General features: G+C 35.0%; 22 protein-coding genes. 2 read left to right on the forward strand and 20 right to left on the reverse strand.

What is annotated here, in order from left to right; translation table 11 throughout:
• The first annotated feature begins 143 nt into the window (after positions 1-143).
• Entirely contained in the window at positions 144-1,535 is a 1,392-nt protein-coding gene (locus HMPREF1208_RS04650) for a glycine--tRNA ligase (RefSeq protein ID WP_016425201.1), read from the forward strand.
• Positions 1,536-1,743: 208 nt separating this feature from the next.
• Here the strand turns inward: HMPREF1208_RS04650 and HMPREF1208_RS04655 are convergent, their stop codons facing one another.
• The 20 genes from HMPREF1208_RS04655 to lepA all read right to left on the reverse strand — a co-directional run bounded on the left by HMPREF1208_RS04655 (position 1,744) and on the right by lepA (position 20,459).
• Positions 1,744-2,190 (reverse strand): ISL3 family transposase, encoded by a 447-nt coding sequence (locus tag HMPREF1208_RS04655; protein ID WP_016425202.1) that lies wholly within the window; start codon positions 2,188-2,190, stop codon positions 1,744-1,746.
• A 233-nt stretch (positions 2,191-2,423) separates the two neighbouring features.
• On the reverse strand, positions 2,424-3,194 hold the full coding sequence (gene recO / locus HMPREF1208_RS04660) for a DNA repair protein RecO (protein WP_016425203.1): 771 nt from the start codon (positions 3,192-3,194) through the stop codon (positions 2,424-2,426).
• 24 nt (positions 3,195-3,218) lie between these two features.
• A complete protein-coding gene (gene era / locus HMPREF1208_RS04665; RefSeq protein ID WP_016425204.1) occupies positions 3,219-4,115 on the reverse strand; it encodes a GTPase Era in 897 nt (298 codons plus the stop codon).
• A complete protein-coding gene (gene cdd, locus HMPREF1208_RS04670) occupies positions 4,108-4,518 on the reverse strand; it encodes a cytidine deaminase (RefSeq protein ID WP_016425205.1) in 411 nt (136 codons plus the stop codon). Before cdd ends, era begins: the two co-directional genes overlap by 8 nt.
• A gap of 15 nt (positions 4,519-4,533) precedes the next feature.
• Positions 4,534-4,869 (reverse strand): diacylglycerol kinase family protein, encoded by a 336-nt coding sequence (locus tag HMPREF1208_RS04675; protein ID WP_170166958.1) that lies wholly within the window; start codon positions 4,867-4,869, stop codon positions 4,534-4,536.
• Positions 4,869-5,333 carry an rRNA maturation RNase YbeY gene (ybeY, locus tag HMPREF1208_RS04680; RefSeq protein WP_016425207.1) on the reverse strand — a complete coding sequence of 155 codons (465 nt, stop codon included), beginning with the start codon at positions 5,331-5,333 and terminating at the stop codon, positions 4,869-4,871. Before ybeY ends, HMPREF1208_RS04675 begins: the two co-directional genes overlap by 1 nt.
• A gap of 3 nt (positions 5,334-5,336) precedes the next feature.
• On the reverse strand, positions 5,337-6,281 hold the full coding sequence (locus tag HMPREF1208_RS04685; RefSeq protein WP_016425208.1) for a PhoH family protein: 945 nt from the start codon (positions 6,279-6,281) through the stop codon (positions 5,337-5,339).
• 282 nt (positions 6,282-6,563) lie between these two features.
• Positions 6,564-7,160 carry a hypothetical protein gene (locus tag HMPREF1208_RS04690; RefSeq protein ID WP_016425209.1) on the reverse strand — a complete coding sequence of 199 codons (597 nt, stop codon included), beginning with the start codon at positions 7,158-7,160 and terminating at the stop codon, positions 6,564-6,566.
• Positions 7,161-7,173: 13 nt separating this feature from the next.
• Positions 7,174-8,172, reverse strand: a complete 999-nt coding sequence (gene floA, locus HMPREF1208_RS04695) for a flotillin-like protein FloA (RefSeq protein WP_016425210.1) — start codon at positions 8,170-8,172, stop codon at positions 7,174-7,176.
• Positions 8,173-8,191: 19 nt separating this feature from the next.
• Entirely contained in the window at positions 8,192-8,863 is a 672-nt protein-coding gene (locus tag HMPREF1208_RS04700) for an NfeD family protein (protein WP_016425211.1), read from the reverse strand.
• Positions 8,864-9,050: 187 nt separating this feature from the next.
• Positions 9,051-9,227 (reverse strand): 30S ribosomal protein S21, encoded by a 177-nt coding sequence (rpsU, locus tag HMPREF1208_RS04705; RefSeq protein ID WP_002471046.1) that lies wholly within the window; start codon positions 9,225-9,227, stop codon positions 9,051-9,053.
• A 308-nt stretch (positions 9,228-9,535) separates the two neighbouring features.
• A complete protein-coding gene (gene mtaB, locus HMPREF1208_RS04710) occupies positions 9,536-10,885 on the reverse strand; it encodes a tRNA (N(6)-L-threonylcarbamoyladenosine(37)-C(2))-methylthiotransferase MtaB (protein WP_016425212.1) in 1,350 nt (449 codons plus the stop codon).
• A gap of 4 nt (positions 10,886-10,889) precedes the next feature.
• Entirely contained in the window at positions 10,890-11,642 is a 753-nt protein-coding gene (locus tag HMPREF1208_RS04715; protein ID WP_016425213.1) for a 16S rRNA (uracil(1498)-N(3))-methyltransferase, read from the reverse strand.
• 1 nt (position 11,643) lies between these two features.
• On the reverse strand, positions 11,644-12,576 hold the full coding sequence (gene prmA / locus HMPREF1208_RS04720) for a 50S ribosomal protein L11 methyltransferase (RefSeq protein WP_016425214.1): 933 nt from the start codon (positions 12,574-12,576) through the stop codon (positions 11,644-11,646).
• Positions 12,577-12,579: 3 nt separating this feature from the next.
• The gene (dnaJ, locus tag HMPREF1208_RS04725; protein WP_016425215.1) at positions 12,580-13,710 is read right to left on the reverse strand and encodes a molecular chaperone DnaJ; all 1,131 of its coding nucleotides are present in this window, start codon (positions 13,708-13,710) and stop codon (positions 12,580-12,582) included.
• Positions 13,711-13,820: 110 nt separating this feature from the next.
• Entirely contained in the window at positions 13,821-15,653 is a 1,833-nt protein-coding gene (dnaK, locus tag HMPREF1208_RS04730) for a molecular chaperone DnaK (RefSeq protein WP_016425216.1), read from the reverse strand.
• A 63-nt stretch (positions 15,654-15,716) separates the two neighbouring features.
• The gene (gene grpE, locus HMPREF1208_RS04735) at positions 15,717-16,316 is read right to left on the reverse strand and encodes a nucleotide exchange factor GrpE (RefSeq protein WP_016425217.1); all 600 of its coding nucleotides are present in this window, start codon (positions 16,314-16,316) and stop codon (positions 15,717-15,719) included.
• Between the two features lie 42 nt (positions 16,317-16,358).
• Positions 16,359-17,348 (reverse strand): heat-inducible transcriptional repressor HrcA, encoded by a 990-nt coding sequence (gene hrcA / locus HMPREF1208_RS04740; protein WP_016425218.1) that lies wholly within the window; start codon positions 17,346-17,348, stop codon positions 16,359-16,361.
• Between the two features lie 102 nt (positions 17,349-17,450).
• A complete protein-coding gene (gene hemW, locus HMPREF1208_RS04745) occupies positions 17,451-18,572 on the reverse strand; it encodes a radical SAM family heme chaperone HemW (RefSeq protein ID WP_037559280.1) in 1,122 nt (373 codons plus the stop codon).
• A 63-nt stretch (positions 18,573-18,635) separates the two neighbouring features.
• Positions 18,636-20,459 carry a translation elongation factor 4 gene (gene lepA, locus HMPREF1208_RS04750; RefSeq protein ID WP_016425220.1) on the reverse strand — a complete coding sequence of 608 codons (1,824 nt, stop codon included), beginning with the start codon at positions 20,457-20,459 and terminating at the stop codon, positions 18,636-18,638.
• A gap of 299 nt (positions 20,460-20,758) precedes the next feature.
• Between lepA and rpsT the strand changes: the two genes are divergently transcribed.
• Positions 20,759-21,007 carry a 30S ribosomal protein S20 gene (gene rpsT, locus HMPREF1208_RS04755; RefSeq protein WP_016425221.1) on the forward strand — a complete coding sequence of 83 codons (249 nt, stop codon included), beginning with the start codon at positions 20,759-20,761 and terminating at the stop codon, positions 21,005-21,007.
• The last annotated feature ends 241 nt before the right edge of the window (positions 21,008-21,248 follow it).

Raw genomic sequence — 21,248 nt, forward strand, 5'->3', positions numbered from 1 at the left:
ATTTGGCGTATGATTTGAGTTGAATAAAAGTGAGTGGCGACACTAATTTGGGTGGAACCGCGGATTATTATAATAATTCGTCCCAAGGCAAAGTTGATTCTTTGGCTTGGGGCTTTTTTATTGTTAAGGAGTGTAAAATTGAAATGGATAAAAACATGGATACTATTGTACAATTAGCCAAACACAGAGGATTTGTTTTTCCTGGTAGTGAAATTTATGGTGGTTTAGCAAACACTTGGGACTATGGTCCTTTAGGTGTTGAATTGAAAAACAATATTAAAAGAGCATGGTGGAAAAAGTTCATCACGCAATCACCTTATAATGTAGGTTTGGATGCTGCTATTTTAATGAACCCTAAAACTTGGGAAGCATCAGGACATTTAGGTAACTTTAATGATCCAATGATCGATAACAAAGATAGTAAAATAAGATATCGTGCTGACAAATTGATTGAAGACTATATGTTAAACGAAAAAGGCGATGAAAACTTTATTGCTGATGGTTTAAGTTTTGATGAGATGAAACGCATTATTGATGAAGAAGGCATCACTTGTCCTGTAAGTGGTACTGCGAATTGGACAGACATTCGTCAATTTAATTTAATGTTTAAAACATTCCAAGGTGTTACTGAAGATTCAACAAATGAGATCTTCTTACGACCTGAAACAGCTCAAGGTATTTTTGTGAATTATAAAAATGTACAACGTTCAATGCGTAAGAAACTACCATTTGGTATTGGGCAAATTGGTAAATCTTTCCGTAATGAAATTACACCTGGGAACTTTATTTTCCGTACACGTGAATTTGAGCAAATGGAATTAGAATTTTTCTGTAAACCTGGTACAGAAATCGAATGGCAAAACTATTGGAAAGAATTTGCTGCGAACTGGTTAACTAATTTAGGTCTTAACAAAGACAATACACGTTTACGTGACCATGATGAAGATGAGTTATCTCACTACTCAAATGCTACAACAGATATCGAATATCGTTTCCCATTTGGTTGGGGCGAATTATGGGGTATTGCTAGTCGAACAGATTACGACTTAAAACAACATAGTGAACACTCTGGAGATGATTTTAGATATCATGATCCAGAAACAAATGAAAAGTATATCCCTTACTGTATTGAACCTTCATTAGGTGCCGATCGTGTGACATTAGCCTTTTTATGTGACGCTTATGATGAAGAAGGTGTTGAAGGAAGTAAAGATGCACGTACAGTATTACACTTCCACCCTGCCATTGCACCATACAAAGCAGCAATTTTACCATTAAGTAAAAAGCTATCTGCAGATGCGATTAAAGTTTATGAACAATTAAGTGAAGACTTTGTAGTAGATTTTGATGAATCTCAATCTATTGGTAAACGTTATCGTCGACAAGATGAAATTGGTACACCATACTGTATTACGTTCGACTTTGATTCACTTGAAGATCAACAAGTAACAGTGCGTGATCGTGATACAATGGAACAAGTTCGTATGCCAATTAGTGAATTAAATGCATTTTTAGCAGAAAAAGTTAAATTTTAAAGGCTGTACACTTTATATGGTGGTTATGTGTCTATAATAATTAAGTCGCAAACTTCCGATTGCTTCTTCGAGTCTCGCTTTCCCAGGCGCCTTACCTCAACTAATTTTGGCTTTTATGGTAGCTCATAAAAAGCCAAAATGGATTTTCGGTTTCGGCTCTATGCCTCGGGAGTCTCGACTCGGTACGCAATCTATTTAAGCAATTTCACTATTGAAAAGTGGCATTGCTTACTTTATGAATCACACGTTTTACAGAAGATGCAGAAACGTTACAATCACTTGCGATATCAGTTTCTGAGCGAACTTGTGTTGCTTTATCTATAATAGCTTTCTGAACATGGTTTGAGATAAAACAGTTATCCTCAACAACATTTGTTTTAGAATTAAAAGTCCGACCACAAACCCTACATTTAAAACATTGTTTTAACAGATTTAAATACACTGCTATCTCTTGGAATCTTAAAAAAGTAATTCGCGATAAACGTTTTCCGTGTTTGTGTATTCGGTTTGGATTCGAATGATAACAGTGAGGACAAGTCATAGGCTTATATGAAAGGGTACCAAAGATGACGTTAGATTTCTTACCTCTAATAACTACATCTTCTTCAACTTTAGTGATTTTAATATTATTATCTTTTAATATATCATTACACATAGGCGCAATATGTCTCCTTTATTTTTGGTTTAGTCACTTAAAATGATAGAGGCATTTGCGCTATTTTTGTACAAAAAAGCAGGATGACTTATGTCATCCCACCATAAAAAATGAAGAACCATTTTAAATAAGAAAATGGGAGTGGACGACATTGATGTAATCCACTCCCATTTCTTTTATATTGTAAAATTTGTCATTAGACCTCTTCACTTTTTAGTGGATAAGCAACTTTTTTATCGATCAAAATTTTGATTCATTTCAAGTCGATGAAGTTGATTAATGAGTCTTTGACTTTTAAAATACATGCCAGCATACTCCTTATACAGAAGTAAAATGAATTGAGACATTTCGTCAACAATGGCATCTTGAATACGAATTTCTTTAATTTTATTCAAAGGTAAATTTTTTAAAACTTGAGTAAGGTAGATTGTTTTATTCGATAATGGATAAGCATGTTCATCTTGAGATGCAGCCTGTTGAGACAAAACGCCGTTAAATTTAAAACTATAATGTGTGAAATGACCCGGATGGGTATCTCCTGTAACTACACATTGAGACAAGTCTATATCAAAACCAAAGCGAGACATACATTTTAACATCACAATATTTGCCACAAGTTGGGGAGAGACACCTTGATGAATTCGATCAAATGCAAAAATAAGTAATGCGTACATATGATGATTGACTTCATCTGCTTCCATTGAGCGATCAATCGTTTCTAGACAAAGGCTGGCATAACTATTTGCATATATATCTTGACGCAATTCGTAATTCAAATCAATCACATCAACAGATGTAAGTGACCCCATGCCTTTCCATTTGTTGTATATGAACAGACCTTGTACAAAAAGTTGGGTAGTAGCTTGAAGCCCTGATTTGACCTTTTTGGCACGCTTTACCATAAGGGGAACTTTAGCGCCATGTTCATTTAAAATGGTGATAATTTTATCAGATTCACCATAATCTACAGCTTTAATGATGATACCTTTTTGCTTCACTAACATGTCGCCACCACCTGATTTACAAAATCATTCGTCTTCAACGTAACCCATTTGTTTAATAAATGTAGTCTTGTTGCGCCAATCTTTTTGAACTTTTACCCATAAATCAAGGTATACTTTTGAGCCGAGTAGATGTTCAATATCAAGGCGCGCTCTTTTGCCGATTTCTTTTAATTTTTTGCCACCTTTACCAATGACAATCCCTTTCTGTGAATCACGTTCTACAAAAATCGTAGCCTCAATATGAACACGATCTTCAGATTCTTTGGTCATACGCTCAACATTAACCCCAATAGCATGAGGGATTTCTTCAGTAGTCGTTTGTAGAATTTTTTCACGAATGAGTTCACTCACGACAAATTGTTCTGGGTGATCTGAAATTTGACCATCTGGATAATATTGGGGTCCTTCAGGTAAATAAGATTTTAATACATTTAGAAAATGTTCGACGTTATGGCCTTCTAACGCAGAAATAGGTACGATTTCCGAAAAATCCATATAAGTTTGGTATTGTTCGATTTTTGGCATTAATGCATCAGGATGCACTAAATCAATTTTATTTAAGACTAAAAAAACAGGTGTTTTTACCGTTTTTAACATCTCCATAATATATTGATCGCCTCGGCCAATCTCCTCATTGACATTGACCATAAACATCACTGCATCAATTTCAGAAAGTGTATTTTTAGCCACTTTCATCATGTAGTCCCCTAGCTTATGCTTAGGTTTGTGAATACCGGGTGTATCCAGAAATACGATTTGTGCATCTTTTTCTGTCATGACCCCTTGTATTTTATTTCGTGTCGTTTGCGCTTTGTCTGACATAATCGCAATCTTGTGACCGATGACACGATTAACAAACGTAGATTTACCCACATTGGGACGGCCAATGATAGTTACAAATCCTGATTTATATTCATTCATTATTTAAATCCTTTCCAGAAAATCCATATGGTAAAAGTTCAGCAACAGTAGATGTTCTTACTTCTCCTGTTTGGTTCGTCATATACACAGGCATGTCATCATCACATAATTCTTTCATCACCTGTCTGCAAGGACCACATGGTGAAGCAAGTTCAGGACTATCCACTGTTATGGTAATCGATTCAAAATCACCAGGGCGATAACCTTGAGAAATTGCAGCAACTAAAGCTGAACGCTCAGCGCAAATTGATGATGGATAAGCGGCATTTTCAACGTTTGCACCATGGAATGTATGTCCATCTTTCGTGATAAGATATGCACCAACTTTAAATTTACTATAAGGTGCATATGCTTTTTGTTGCGCTGCTCTAACTTCTTTGTAGTGTTCTTCTGTATAAGCCATGTTTTTTAGCTCCTCTTATATCAATTTAGGTATAAAAATCATACAACCAATAATTATAGCAAAAATAGATGCTAGCAACACACTGAATGCTGAAATATCTTTTGCATTTTTTGCAAATATATGAAATGAACCTGTTGTCAAATCTACGGCGTACTCAATGGCTGTATTAATCGCCTCTGTAATGAGAACTAAAAATATTGCTAATATGATTAATATCCATTCGATTCGATTTAACGACAAGAAACTTCCAAAAATTATAATTAAAACCGCCAATATAAGATGGTATAAAAAGTTTCTATCTTTACGCAACAACGTGAGGCCACCTTGTAATGCGTATTTAAAACGATTCATCATCGATCCCTAGTTAAACCAAAGCCTTCTAGTATTTCTTTTTGGCGGCCAAACATAATTCTTTCTTCTTCTTCAGACATGTGATCATAACCTAATAAATGCAAAAAGCCATGTAGTGCTAAAAATCCTAGCTCTCGCTCAAAAGAATGGTTATACTGTTGCGCCTGTTCTTGCGCCACATCAGTACAAATGATGATGTCTCCTAAAATACGTGGCATTTCCATGCCTTCAAAAATGTCTTCTTGTTCTTCAAAAGCAAAAGATATAACATCTGTGACACGGTCTTTATCTCTATATTCACGATTAATAGCTTGGATTTCGTCTTTGTCTGCAAATGTCACTGATAGTTCAGCTTCTTCATTTATACCTTCTTCAGTTCTTGCGTAATCCAACAGCGCATTAATTTGTTCATACCATTCTGCTTTCACTTCTCCTGTATGATCACTAAAATCAATTGTAAACATGGATTAATCCTCCTCGTATCGACTGATTATTCTTCCAACTAAAGGATGGCGAACAACATCAGCTTGATCTAAATGTTGAATTGATAGCCCTTTAATATTTTTCAGTCTTTGTTCTGCTTCTATTAAGCCGCTTTTGACGCCTTTAGGTAAGTCGATTTGTGTTTTATCTCCAGTTACAACCATTTTCGAGCCGAAACCAAGTCGTGTTAAAAACATCTTCATCTGAGCGTGTGTTGTATTCTGCGCTTCATCTAATATGACAAATGCATCATCTAACGTTCTCCCTCTCATATAAGCTAAAGGTGCAATTTCGATGATACCTCTTTCGATAAAGCGTGCGGTTTGCTCAACACCAAGAACTGTATTCAGACCATCATATAAAGGACGGAGGTAAGGATCCACCTTTTCTTTTAAATCGCCAGGTAAAAACCCCAGAGATTCCCCTGCCTCTACGGCTGGACGAGTAAGTACAAGCCTTTTAACTTGGCCAGCACGGAAAGCTTTTGCGGCATAAACAACTGCTAAAAATGTCTTCCCAGTACCGGCAGGACCAATACCAAAAACTAAGTCATTCTTTTTCATTGCATGAATATACATACGTTGCCCCATCGTTTTGGCACGAATGGTTTTTCCAAATGCATCTTTAGTGATTTCTTCTTCGTATAAATCGATAAGATGTTCGATTTGTCCATTCTTTGCCATTTTGATTGCTGCTTGTACATCTTTAACCGTAACTGATGCACCTTGCTCAATCACTTTAAGTAAGTTGATGAGTACAGATTCCGCTTCAGTAACAGCATCCAGCTTTTCACCTTTGACTGCTACTTCTTGTCCTCTTGCATGTATGACGACATCAAACGCATCTTCAATTAGTTTAATATGTTCATCATTATTCCCTAATAAAGCTTGTGCTTGATTGATATCGTCAATCTGAATAATTCCAGGCATATAGTAGCTCCTTTTCATGTATTGTTATCACAAATGTATCAAATTTAAATTGTATGTTGCAATTGTTCTTTTATCGCTATAGGTTTATTATATCATGTTTGCTATATTTCAACCGTAAATCTAACATGAAATGACATAAAGTTGTCGGCTTGTTAACAGAACATTGCTGTTATAATTTTGCCCACTAGGGACAAGTAATAATGATGGATGTAATATTATCAACTAATAAACGATTTCATAAAAATAACCAAAGGGAAAATCCCTTTGGTTAGTAGAGTGAGTTTATTTTAGTTGTTTAGGTTTGGTTAAAACTTCCGACCAAATCAAACCGTTTACTACCTCATTTTCAGAAAAGGTTAAGTCCCCTTTCAAAGCTGGGGTTGGTTCTTTTCTCTCAGTGAGTTGCTGTAATTTCATTCGTTTAGTACGATTAGATAAATACTCATCTTGAATAATTTCTTTTGCTTTACGTTCCATGCGTTCTAACTGTTTAAGACGCTCTTTATTAAGTTGTGCGTCGATTTCATCCATTTGAGATTGTAACAGTTCTTTGAGTTGCTTCGACGTATCTTCTTGCTTTTTTTGTTCTGACACTTTAGGCTTTATTGGCTCAACTTGCTTTTTAGGTATAGGTTGTTGTGAAGGTTGATGCTGCCTTTCTTCCTGAGGGACATGCTCAGGTTCTGAAAATTCTTTTTCAAATTCTTCTAGCTTTTCTTGTACTTTATCTAAAAAGCTTTTTTGATTCGTTTTTTCATGTTCAATATGTTTTTGTTGAGGAGGCTTACGATTTTGGCGTTTCTCATGACTTTTATCATTAACTGCGCTAATGATTGAAATAACGACAGAAATGATAAATATGATCACTCCTATACTCATAAAATCACCTCAATTAATGTTCTGATGTAGAGTTATCGTTATTTTGAGTGCTTTTATTAATCGCTTCTCTCATACCTGTATCAGCTTCTATATTTTTAAGATTGTAATAATCTTTGACACCTAAATTTCCTGAACGTAAAGCTTCGGCTAATGCAAGTGGAACTTCTGCTTCCGCTTCTACTACCTTCGCATGCATTTCTTGTACGCGTGCTTTCATTTCCTGTTCTTGGGCAACAGCCATCGCACGGCGTTCCTCTGCTTTTGCTTGTGCAATATTTTTATCAGCAATAGCTTGTTCAGTTTGTAAGTCTGCACCGATATTTTTGCTAATATCAACATCAGCAATATCAATTGATAAAATTTCAAATGCTGTTCCAGAGTCAAGACCTTTACTTAACACTGTTTTAGAAATATTATCAGGGTTTTCTAAAACTTGCGTATGGTGCTCACTTGAACCAATCGTTGAAACGATACCTTCACCGACACGTGCGATAATTGTGTCTTCTCCAGCACCACCGACTAAGCGTGAAATATTTGCACGTACTGTAATACGTGCTTTCGCTTTTACTTCAATCCCGTTCATTGCCACACCTGCGATAAATGGTGTTTCAATAACTTTAGGGTTTACAGACATTTGGACCGCTTGTAAAACGTCGCGGCCTGCTAAGTCGATAGCAGCACCACGTTCAAATGGTAAATTGATGTCAGCACGTTGAGCAGCAATGTTGGCATCAACAACGCGGTCTACATTACCTCCAGCTAGATAGTGTGATTCAAGTTGGTTTGTTGTAAGGTGTAAACCGGCTTTATGCGCTTTGATTAATGGACCAATGACTTTACGTGGTGATACACGACGTAAGCGCATCCCAACTAAAGTGCCAATGCCGACTTTAACACCAGCTGCAAGTGCAGATATCCATAATCCTACTGGTACAAATGAGAATAATATGATAAGTGCGACAATGATAAGTGCAGCGATGATAATAAATGATATAAATCCAGTTGTTAACATTGCATTCTCTCCTTTATATTTAGTTTTCTCTTACTACAACACGTGTACCTTCGACTTCGATAATTGTGACTTCAGAATCTTTATTGATAAAAGAGCCTTCTGAAACAGCATCAATACGCTCATGATTGTATAAAATAATTCCTGAAGGTCTCAAATCGGTATACGTGATGGCTTTCTTGCCCACTAAGTCTGATCGATCATTGTGAGAAGTATAGCCAGATTCTTTATTCGTTGAATCTTTTAAAACAACCTTATCAAAGATAGAAATACTCTTTTTAAAGAATTTCACTAAAATCACCCATTCAATTAATGTCAAAATTAGTGCAACGATAACATTAAGTAGCATCATTGGTAAATCATTACCCATGGTAATCAAGCTGATAATGATTAAAATCATACCAATAATACCTAGAACTGCACCAAAAACAAATAGTTCTATGATTACTAAAATAGCACCAATTGTAAATAACATAATCGTAATCACAGATAAACTGCCTTCTATGATGAAACCTAAAAATATAAGTAATAAAGCGAACAAGGCAATAATACCAGCAAAATTAATTTTTCGAGAATAAAGTTGATATAAAAAACCAAGAAAGACTAGACAGGTTAGTACTAACGAAATACTTTGCGTGGTTAACCATGAGCCAATTTGCTCAAAGCCACTTTGATTTGTTACCTTATCAATCATATTTAAATTATGTATGACGAATTTAATTGTTCATACACCTCACTCTCTTCTTTGTAGTATACATGAAATTACAGCTGACATGTAGTAGTTATGCATTTTATTTTTTAATGTTAAAAAGCCTAGAACACGATGTTCTAGGCTTTTATATATCATTATTTGAACGTTGAGGGAGTTCAACACAATGAAATTATCTGAATTTACGTTTACGAGCAGCTTCAGATTTCTTTTTACGTTTTACGCTTGGTTTTTCATAGAATTCGCGTTTGCGAACTTCTTGAATTGTACCGCTTTTAGAAACTGAGCGTTTAAAACGACGTAAAGCATCTTCTAATGATTCGTTTTTGCGGACTACTGTTTTAGACATCTGTATTTCCCTCCCTCCAAATATCAAAAAAACTTTTATTCATCAGTACATGGCTATGAACCATATACACAATAGTATAAATTAAATCTCTATTTCGGTCAATCTTCAAATTTACATTTTTAAAGATAAACGAAATCTTTTTTAATGTACGATTACAAAGAATATAGAAGGCAAAAGTATAGAAACAGCCTATTTTGATAAGGATAACGTCCATTGAAAACAGTACAAATGAACAAGAAATATACTAAAGCTTTTAATATTCTGTGTAAATCTATAAATTAATGTTAATTTAATATAACTTACTTTAATTATATAAGCACATGCTCGTGTTCAGAAGCGTTTGAAGCATGCGTAACCACACGTAATAAAGAACCTTGATTAATAGGATATCCAGCCTTTGTAATTTTAACCTTACAAATTTGGCCAATTAAAGAAGTATCGCCTTCAAATTCAACTTTCATATAATTATCAGCATAACCTACCAATACATTGTTGTGTGACCCTTTTTCTTCAGGGATTACTTCTAATACGTCATTTTCAAATTGAGAAGCATACGTTTTTGCGAGTTGATTACTCAATTCGATTAACTTATGAACACGTTCGTTTTTGATTTCTTCATCTATTTGATCGTCCATGCGTGCTGCAGGTGTCCCAATTCTTGGGGAATATGGGAATACATGTAGTTCAGAGAAATGATGATTAACAATAAAATCATAAGTTTCTTGGAACTCTGCTTCCGTTTCACCTGGGAAACCAACAATAACATCACTTGTTACAGCTAAGCCTGGTAGTGCTTCGTGTAATTTTTGAATACGTTCAGAAAAATGAGACATAGAATATTTACGACGCATGCGTTTTAATACACTATCTGAACCAGATTGAAGTGGCACGTGCAAGTGTCTTACCACTTTATGTGACTGTTTTAATACTTCTATTACTTCATCAGTCAGCTGACTTGCTTCTATAGAGGAGATTCGAATACGTTCAAGCCCATCTACAGTTTCAAGATCTCTAAGCAATTGTGCGAGGTTATAATCTTTTAAGTCTTGTCCATAACCTCCTGTATGAATACCAGTTAAAACAATTTCTTTATAACCGGAATTAACAAGCTGTGTTGCTTGTTCAATAACTTTTTTAGGATCTCTAGAACGCATTAAGCCCCGTGCCCACGGTATGATACAGAAAGTACAGAAATTATTGCATCCTTCTTGAATCTTTAAAGATGCACGTGTGCGGTCTGTAAAATATGGGACATCTAATTCTTCATAAGTGCGATTTTTCATAATATTACTTACGCCATTAATAGGTTGGCGTTCTTTTTGGTATTCGTTGATATAACCAAGTAATTTATGTCTGTCTTGCGTACCTACAACAATGTCAACACCAGGAATTTCCATAATTTCAGCAGAAGAAGTTTGTGCATAACATCCTGTCACACACACGACAGCTTCTGGATTACGTCGAATGGCACGACGAATCACTTGTCTACTTTTTTTATCGCCTGTATTTGTTACAGTACATGTATTAATAACAAAAACGTCTGCATTTTGTTCAAAATCAACACGTTCATAGTTTTCTTCTTTGAATAATTGCCAAATTGCTTCTGTCTCGTAGTGGTTTACTTTACAACCTAATGTGTGAAAAGCAACTGTACTCATATACTCACCCCATCAATTCTATTTCATAACTTATGGCACTTAGTGCATATAGTGGTGCGGTTTCAGCACGTAAAATTCTTGGGCCTAAACCAATACAAGTTGCAACTTTTTCAAAAGCTGCCACCTCTTCATCAGAAAAGCCACCTTCAGGACCAAATAGCATTAAGACACGAGCACCTGGCTTTAATTGTTGAATCTTAGTCTTAAAAAATGCCCGTTCATTTTCTTTTGCAGATGCCTCATAAGCCATAAGCACACAATCATATTGATTTATCATACCATAAATGTCTTTTAAATTCGAGGTAAAGTTAACTTCAGGGATGATTTGACGATAGCTTTGTTCAGCTGCTTCTTTAACGATTTTTTTCCAACGTTCAACTTTTTTATCGGCTTTTTGCTTATTTAATTTAACAATAGATCGGTCCATTTGAGTTGTGATGAACGCACTTGCACCAAGCTCAGTTGCTTTTTGTAGCAACCACTCATATTTATCGCCTTTAATAAGACCGCTACAAATAGTGATAGAAATAGGCAATTCACTCGCTATATCGACTCGTGCCAGACATTCGATTGAAATGTCGCTATCAGATATTTCTATAATTTTACAGCGGAAAGTTTGAGCGTCTAAAAAATTAACGATAATCTCATCGCCTACTGATAAACGCATGACATTTTTAATATGGTGTATATCATTTTTATCTGTGATAAAAAAACGCTGATGAAGTTCAGCGTTTTTATGAATAAAGTATCTTTGCATATTAAATCTCCTTACGCGCTATAATGCAAACCCAACCTTCTTGCAACTCAGTGTTAATAATTGTAAAACCAGCTGCTTTCATTTGCGCTTGTATTTCATCACGCTTTTCTTCAATAATACCAGATGCAATGAAATAACCGTTAGGATTCAATCGCGCATAAGCGTCTGTAATCATTTTTTCGATAATATGTGCCAATATATTAGCAATGATAACGTCATATTGTTCTGTCTCATTGACCAATAAGTTGCCTGTGCCTGTTTGTATAGTGTCAAGACAATGATTTTTTTCGAAATTTTCTTGTGCAACTTTTACAGCCATTTCATCTAAATCAATGGCTTTAATCGCTTTAGCACCAAGTAAATAAGAGGCGATACTTAAAATACCAGACCCTGTGCCCACATCTATAACGCGATGTTCAGGTTGTATTGTTGTCTCTAAAGCACTTAAGCACATACTTGTCGTTGGGTGATCACCTGTACCAAATGCCATACCTGGGTCTAACTCAATATAAAGATGATCAGATGTACGGTCTACTGACTCCCAACTCGGCACTATATAGAAACGATTTGAAGCTTGAAATGGGTGAAAATAGTTTTTCCACTCATTCTCCCAATCTGATTCCTGAATAGTCTTTTCACTTAAAGCTAGGATGGATTGATCAATTAAAGGCGCATGCGTAAATTGTGATTTAATATTTTCTTTTAAAGTTTCATCATATTGAAAATCATTAAAATAGGCTTTAATAATCATGTGTCTCTCAGGGTAGTCTTCTGGATTCAGTTCAAAAATCTCTCCGAATCGATCTTCACGTTCTTTTGAAAGCTCTCCCGAATCTTCAATCGCAACACCACTTGAACCGGCTTCTTGAAGAATTTCAGTAACAACGGCTTCTGCGTCTTGGTTTACGGTTACAGAAAGTTCAATCCATGTCATTGACTAATCTCCTTTGAAAAAGCGACGTGCTTTATCTTTAAAATTAGATGGCTGTTCAGTAATATTTTCTCCTGATTCACTCGCAAATTCTTTTAAAATTTCACGTTGTCTTTCAGTTAAGCGTGTAGGCGTCTGTACACGGATATTTACAAATAAATCACCGTATCCATAGCCATGCACATTTTTAATCCCTTTACCTTTAAGTCTGAACTGTTTACCAGTTTGTGTACCTTCTGGAATAGTTAACATGACATGTCCATTTAATGTTGGGATTTTAACTTCATCACCTAAAGCAGCTTGTGCAAATCCAATATCATGGTGATATAAAATGTCATCGCCTTCACGTTGGAACTTATCAGATGGTTTAACGCGGAATACGACAAATAAATCACCAGCAGGACCTCCATTTTCACCTGGTGAACCTTGACCTGCTAAACGAATTTGTTGGTCGTTATCGACACCTTCTGGAACAGTCACTTCAAGTTTGACATTTTTAATTTCTGTTCCTTTACCTTTACAAGTTGGACATGGCTCTTCAAATTCTTCGCCAGTTCCATTACATTCAGGACAAACTTTCTCAGTTCTTACACGTCCAAGTATTGTGTTTTGCTCTACTGTTATATGGCCTTTACCTTTACAGTATGAACATGTTTTCTTTTTAGTTCCTGGTTTGGCACCTTCCCCACCACACGTATGACAAGTAACTTCTTTACGAATAGAAATTTCTTTTTTCGTACCGAATACAGCTTCCTCAAAAGAAATGGTCATTGTATATTGAAGGTCGTCACCTTTACGTGGGGCGTTTGGATCACGCTGTCTTTGAGCACCACCAAAAAATGAGCTAAATATATCTTCAAATCCGCCCCCAAATCCTGAAAAGTCCTGGCCACCAAAACCTTGACCAAATCCACCTTGAGGTCCAGAATGACCAAATTGATCATAATTTGCGCGTTTATTATCATCGCTAAGTACTTCATAAGCTTCACTTATTTCTTTAAACTTAGCATCTGCGCCCTCTTCTTTATTAATATCTGGATGATATTTTTTTGACAATTTGCGGTAAGCCTTTTTAATTTCATCCTTACTTGCGCTTTTGCTTACACCAAGAACTTCATAATAATCTCTTTTTGCCAATGCCATCTCTCCTTTATATGCAAATTATGATTAAAAAGGGGCTGGGACGATTGAATGTCCTAGCCCCTTTGAGCGACTTTTTACAGTCAATATATACTTAGTGACATGACCTATTTTTGTGATTGATCGTCGTCATTTACTTCTTTAAATTCGCCGTCTTCAACTGTGCTTCCTTGTTGAGATGCATTGCCTTGACTTGCTTGAGCTTGTTGTTGTGCTTGCTCATATACTTTCATAGATAGTTGTTGTACAACTTGTTCTAAAGCTTCTTTTTTCGCTTTAATGTCTTCGATATCGTTACCTTCTAAAGCAGTTTTAAGCTCGTCTTTTTTCGCTTCAGCATCTTTTTTATCATCTTCGCTTACGTTTTCACCTAAGTCTTTTAATGTTTTATCTACTTGGAATACAAGTTGATCTGCTTCATTTCTTAAATCTACTTCTTCACGACGTTTTTTGTCAGCTTCAGCATTTTGTTCTGCATCTTTAACCATACGATCGATTTCTTCATCTGATAACGCTGAAGAAGATTCGATTGTAATGTTTTGCTCTTTATTTGTACCTAAATCTTTAGCAGTTACGTTTACGATACCGTTTTTATCAATATCAAAAGTAACTTCAATTTGAGGTACGCCACGTGGTGCTGGTGGAATGTCAGTTAATTGGAAGCGACCTAATGTTTTGTTGTCAGATGCCATCGGACGTTCACCTTGTAACACATGAATGTCTACAGCAGGTTGATTGTCAGCGGCAGTAGAATAAACTTGAGATTTTGATGTTGGAATTGTTGTGTTACGTTCAATTAAAGTGTTCATACGGCCACCCATGATTTCAATACCAAGTGAAAGTGGCGTAACGTCTAGAAGTACAACATCTTTAACGTCACCAGTAATGACACCGCCTTGAATTGCAGCCCCCATAGCTACAACTTCATCAGGGTTAACACCTTTGTTTGGTTCTTTACCAATTTCTTTTTTGATTGCTTCTTGTACTGCTGGGATACGTGTAGAACCACCTACTAAGATAACTTCATCAATATCAGCTTTTGAAAGACCAGCATCTTGCATTGCTTGACGTGTTGGACCCATTGTTTTTTGAACAAGTGAATCTGCTAATTCTTCAAATTTAGCACGTGTCAATGTTGTTTCTAAGTGTAACGGTCCAGATTCTCCTGCAGAAATAAATGGAAGTGAAATTTGTGTTGAAGAAACGCCAGATAAATCTTTTTTCGCTTTTTCAGCTGCATCTTTTAAACGTTGTAATGCCATTTTATCTTGAGATAAATCTACACCGTTTTCAGATTTGAATTGTTGAACAAGATAATCAATAATGACTTGGTCAAAGTCGTCCCCACCAAGTTTATTGTCACCTGCAGTAGCAAGTACTTCGAACACACCGTCACCTAATTCTAAGATAGAAACGTCAAATGTTCCGCCACCTAAGTCAAATACTAAAACTTTTTCATCTTTTTCTGTTTTATCTAAACCATAAGCTAATGCTGCAGCTGTAGGCTCGTTAATAATACGTTCAACTTCTAATCCAGCAATTTTACCAGCATCTTTAGTTGCTTGACGTTCAGCATCATTGAAGTAAGCAGGTACTGTAATAACAGCTTTTTCTACTTTTTCGCCTAAATAGCTTTCAGCAGTACTTTTTAGATTTTGTAAAATCATTGCTGAAATTTCTTGTGGTGTATAATCTTTGCCATCGATATTTTCTTTGTGATCAGTACCCATATAACGTTTAATAGATTGAATTGTATTTGGGTTTGTAATTGCTTGACGTTTAGCAACTTCACCAACTTGTGTTTCTCCACCTTTAAAAGCAACAACAGATGGTGTTGTACGTGCGCCTTCAGGGTTTTGAATTACTTTTGGTTCGTCTCCCTCTAAAACTGATACACAAGAGTTAGTAGTACCTAAATCAATTCCAATAACTTTACTCATAGTCTAATTCCTCCTAAATTTCAAACATTGTTATTTTTACATAAATGGTATTTTCAGTCAAAATTATTGATTTACTTTTACCATTGAAGCACGTAATACTCTGTCATTCAATTTATAACCTGGTTGTAACTCTTCTGTGATTTGTCCAGATTCATAATCAGGATGATCATCTTGAATTACAGCTTGATGATAGTTCGGATCAAATTGTTCGCCTTCTGTTTTGATACGTTCTAATCCGTTATCCTCAAGTGCTTTAGTAAGGCTATCATAAACCATTTCTACACCTTTTTTAAGTGAATTGAATGATTCATCATTACCTTCTATTTTTAAAGCGCGCTCAAAATTATCTAATGCAGGCAATACATCAGTAAGTACACTTTGAGCTTGATATTTCTTTTGAATTTGTGCTTCATTTTGAATACGTCGTTTATAATTTTCAAATTCAGCATACAAACGAAGATACTGTTCTTCTTTTTCATCTAGCTTAGATTTTAAAGATGCAATTTCTTCATCTTTTGGATCTACAGTTTCAGTCTCTTCGCTAATTTCTGAACTACTTTCATTTTCAGTTTGAACATCTTCTACAGGTTCAGAAGATAAATTTTCGTTCTGTTCCTGTTCAATTTTTTCTTCGTTATCACGAATGTCTTTTTCCTCTGACATTTTCAAACCTCCATTACATTTAAGCATGCGTGTATGCCTATTTTATGATATTCGACTAAGCAATTGTATCACGTTTTGATAACGCATTGCTGTAGGACCAATAACAGCAATATAACCATTCAAATCTTTTTCGATTTGATATGGACTGGTAAGAATGGCTACACCATGCAAATTGTTCTCAATTTCAGTACCAATGCGTATATTGATTGGATGATTAGAAATTTTATGAATAAATTCTGTAATCTGCTCAGACTCAATATACTTCAAGATAGGTTGAATGGATGCAACATTTGATTCATTTAACCCCTCAATTAATTGATGTTTGCCACCTAAATAGACATGAGATGATTCGTCTTTATTGTATTGTTCAATTAACTGATAAATATGCATGATTAAGTTTATTTCTTTATCATCAAAGCCTAACATACGATACATTTCAAAATGATGATTTTGGCCATCGTTGAGAAATGTATGAATACTTTGAGAAAGATAATTTGAAACTTTAATAATAGATTGATCATCAATGGTTTGCTGTGTGGAAACATGCAAATGTTTTACATGTCCAGTTTTATAAACCAGTACGACAATTAAATGATGAGGGTTTACCTTCATTAAATGTAAATCTAAAATGGTGGACTTTGAATGATCAGGTCCTATTACAAGAGTTGTGTAATGTGTTTGATTTGAAAACACTTTTGCAAAGTTATCTAATGTAGATGAAATATCATAATGATGATTGACAAACATTTCATGTAAACTGAGATGACTTTGCTCATCTGAATTTAATGACGCCTCTAACAATCGATTCGCATATAGCCTAAACCCTTGTTCAGAGGGCACACGCCCAGAAGAAAAATGTGTTTTTTTAATTAAATCATTTTCTTCTAAAGACTTCATGTCGTTCCTAATTGTCGCAGGACTAACATCAACATTATGTCTTCGTATTAGTGTATTAGAACCGATTGGTTGTCCTAATTCAACATAATCTTCAACAATCGCATTTAAAATGCTTAATTGTCTTCGTGTAATCATGTTTTTCACCTCATTAGCACTCTTTTGTTTCAAGTGCTAACTATAATTTATCAAATTGGTCAAAGTAAGTCAATGTTAAAGCATCAAATATCAAAAAAGATTTTACACTTGTATAAATGCTTCAAAGACTTCATTTCCTACTATTCGTCCTTTATCTGTAAGCTTTATTTCCGTAGGTGAATTTTCGATGAGTCCTTGTTTTTCCAGCTTTAAAATTTCTTTAGAATATATGTCTTCTAACCGCCGTTGATATTTCATTTGGAATGTATCTTTATTGACACCTTGGTTCATTCTAAGTCCTAAAAACATTTCTTCCTCAATCTGTTCTTGTTCAGTCGGTTCTGTTTCAGATAACCTTGGTTTCAAACCTTGGTTGACTTTTTTAATATAATGATTAACGGGATTTACATTTGTATATCTAATCCCGTCAATATAGCCACTTGCGCCAGCACCAAACCCATAATAACTTTCATTTTTCCAATAAACTTTATTATGTGCAGATTCATGATTGGCTTTTGCGAAATTAGAGATTTCATATTGGTGTAATTCACTTTTTTTGATTCGATTCATCAAGAAATGATACATTTCAGCACCAATATCTTCATTAGGTAGCTTTAACTTTCCTTTTCGATATTGGTTATAAAATTGGGTCTGAGGTTCTAAAATAAGTCCATAACTTGATAAATGATCTATATTTAAAGATAAAGCTTCATCAAGACTAGTTTGAAATTGTTTTAAAGTTTGACCCGGCAAATGATACATCAAATCTAAACTAATAGATGGAATGTCATAATATCTTGCATTTTCAATTGCTTGATAAATATCGGATTTTTGATGACTACGCCCTAAAGTTTTGAGTAAATCATCATCAAACGTTTGGACACCAAGTGACAAACGATTTACCCCATATGATTTGAGTAAAGCTACTTTTTCAGCCGTTAATTCATCTGGGTTAGCCTCAAAAGTGTATTCTCCTGAAATTTTAAATTGTTGTTGAATCGTTTCTAATAGGTATGTGAGTTGCTCTACTGACAAAGCTGTAGGGGTCCCTCCGCCCACAAACAATGTCTCCAAAGTAGAAGCATTTGATTGCTTTATTTCCTCTCTTAAGCATTGTAAATAAGCATCAACTGGTTGATTTTGAATGAAATATTTATTGAAATCACAATAAGTACAGATTTTAACGCAAAAAGGAATATGAATATATGCACTTTTCACTGTCATCATGTCACCCCATAAAATATGCCCCCTAAACACTTTAAAGTATGGGGAGCATATAACAAAATTTTATTCTTCATCCATTTTTAATACGGCTAAGAAAGCGTCTTGAGGTATTTCAACATTACCTACTGCTTTCATTTTCGCTTTTCCTGCTTTTTGTTTTTCTAATAATTTACGTTTACGACTAATGTCGCCACCATAACATTTAGATAGCACGTTTTTACCCATGGACTTAATATTTGTACGCGCCACAATTTTATGCCCAATTGCAGCTTGAACAGGCACTTCAAATTGTTGACGTGGGATAAGCGTTTTTAATTTTTCAACTAAAACTTTGCCTCGTGCATATGCAAAATCACGGTGTACGATAAAACTTAAAGCATCAACTTTATCTCCGTTTAAAAGGATATCCATCTTAACAAGGTTACTTTCTTTATTTTCGATAAACTCATAATCAAATGAGGCGTATCCTTTAGTATTTGATTTGAGTTGATCAAAGAAATCAAATACGACTTCAGATAACGGAAGTTCGTATACAATATTTACACGTATATCATCTAAATAGTCCATGTTGATAAATTGACCACGTTTACGTTGACATAATTCCATAACTGCACCCACGTAATCGTTTGGTACCATCATTGTTGCTCTTACATAAGGTTCATATATTTTATCAATTTGATCTCTCTCTGGCATTTGAGCTGGGTTGTCGACTTGTAATTGATCACCATTTCTCAATACCACTGTGTAAATAACTGAAGGCGCTGTCGCAATCAATTCAATTCCGAATTCTCGTTCAATTCGTTCTTGAATAATTTCCATGTGTAACATACCTAAAAATCCAGTTCTATATCCGAATCCGAGTGCTTTTGATGATTCGGGCTCAAACTCAAGAGAAGCATCATTAAGTTGTAATTTTTCTAATGCTTCACGTAAATCGTTATAATCTTTATTATCGATTGGAAATAAGCCACAGTAAACCATCGGATTCATTTTCTTATACCCTTTTAATGGTGTCTCAGCAGGGTTTTCAGCATGTGTGATAGTATCACCAACTCGAGAATCGTCTACATTTTTAATGCTTGCAATAATATAACCTACATCGCCTACTGTTAATTCGTTTACAGGCAATTCTTTTGGTGTATTAATTCCGACTTCAGTCACTTCGAACGTTTTTCCTGTCGCCATCATCTGAATGCGGTCGCCTGCTTTAACGACACCGTCAACGACTCTTATAGATGAAATAACCCCTCTATATGGATCATATTCTGAGTCGAAGATTAAAGCTTTTAAAGGTGCACTAGGGTCACCATCTGGTGGTGGTACCATTTCAACAATTTTTTCTAAGATTTCATCTATACCTATGTTTGATTTTGCACTTGCTAATACTGCATCGTCCTTATCTAAACCGATGACGTCTTCAACTTCTTGTTTGACGCGTTCAGGTTCTGCGGCAGGTAAATCTATTTTATTAATAACAGGAATAAGCTCTAAGTCATTATCCAATGCTAAATATACATTCGCTAATGTTTGTGCCTCTATTCCTTGAGCAGCGTCAACGACTAAAATCGCACCTTCACACGCAGCAAGAGAGCGAGAGACTTCATAAGTAAAGTCGACGTGACCTGGTGTATCAATAAGGTGGAAAGTATAAGTTTCACCATCATTGGCTTCATATTTTAAGCGAACTGCATTTAATTTAATTGTGATTCCACGTTCGCGTTCTAAATCCATTGAATCTAATAGCTGTGCTTGCATTTCGCGAGATTCTACTGTTTTCGTATTTTCCAGTATACGATCTGCTAAAGTGGATTTTCCGTGATCGATATGTGCTATGATCGAAAAATTCCTGATATATTTACGTCTATTTAAACGTTCTTGATTATTCATATCATCATACTCACTTTCATAAAATTACCCGTCAATTAACGATTACATCTTTGCTATAATAACGTTTTTAAGTTATAAATGCAACTGAGTCTAGAGGTGTTTAATGTTAATATTTCTATTATAACCTATTTTCTTCAACAATCCTGAATAGGCCTTATATTTCGTGAGTTCTTATTGAATTATCAAAAATTACAGCTACACTTGAATTAATCGTTGCACATTGATTTGAGTTTTGATAGAATGAATCTTGTTGTAATCAAATTATTTTGATACCAAGATGATTATAGGAGGTGTCTTTCATGCCCAATATTAAATCTGCAATTAAACGTGTGAGAACAACTCATACAGCTGAAAGCAAAAACATTTCTCAAAAGAATGATATGCGTTCTGCAGTCAAAAATGCTAAAAAAGCTATTGAGACAAATGCCGATAATAAACAAGAATTAGTAAGCAATGCAATTAAACGTATTGATAAAGCTGCTCAAAAGAATTTAATTCATTCTAACAAAGCTGATAGAATGAAATCTAAATTGATGTCAGCAAAATAATTCAATATTTGTTTGAAAGTTATAGATTATGAGTGTGGGACATTCGTCCCCTCTAGCATTAATCAATAAAAGCTTCTATTAAGCATTAATGTGGTTATCTATTGCTGATTTCATTAATTTAATAACTTTCATAGGTTGAGACTTACCAATGTCTCAACCTTATTTTTTTTGCAACAAAATCTTAGTCATTTAATCAACCATTAGAAAAATATTAACGGTTGATTAAACAAACACTTAAAAT

The sequence above is a fragment of the Staphylococcus sp. HGB0015 genome (assembly GCF_000411275.1).
Lineage (GTDB): Bacteria > Bacillota > Bacilli > Staphylococcales > Staphylococcaceae > Staphylococcus > Staphylococcus schleiferi.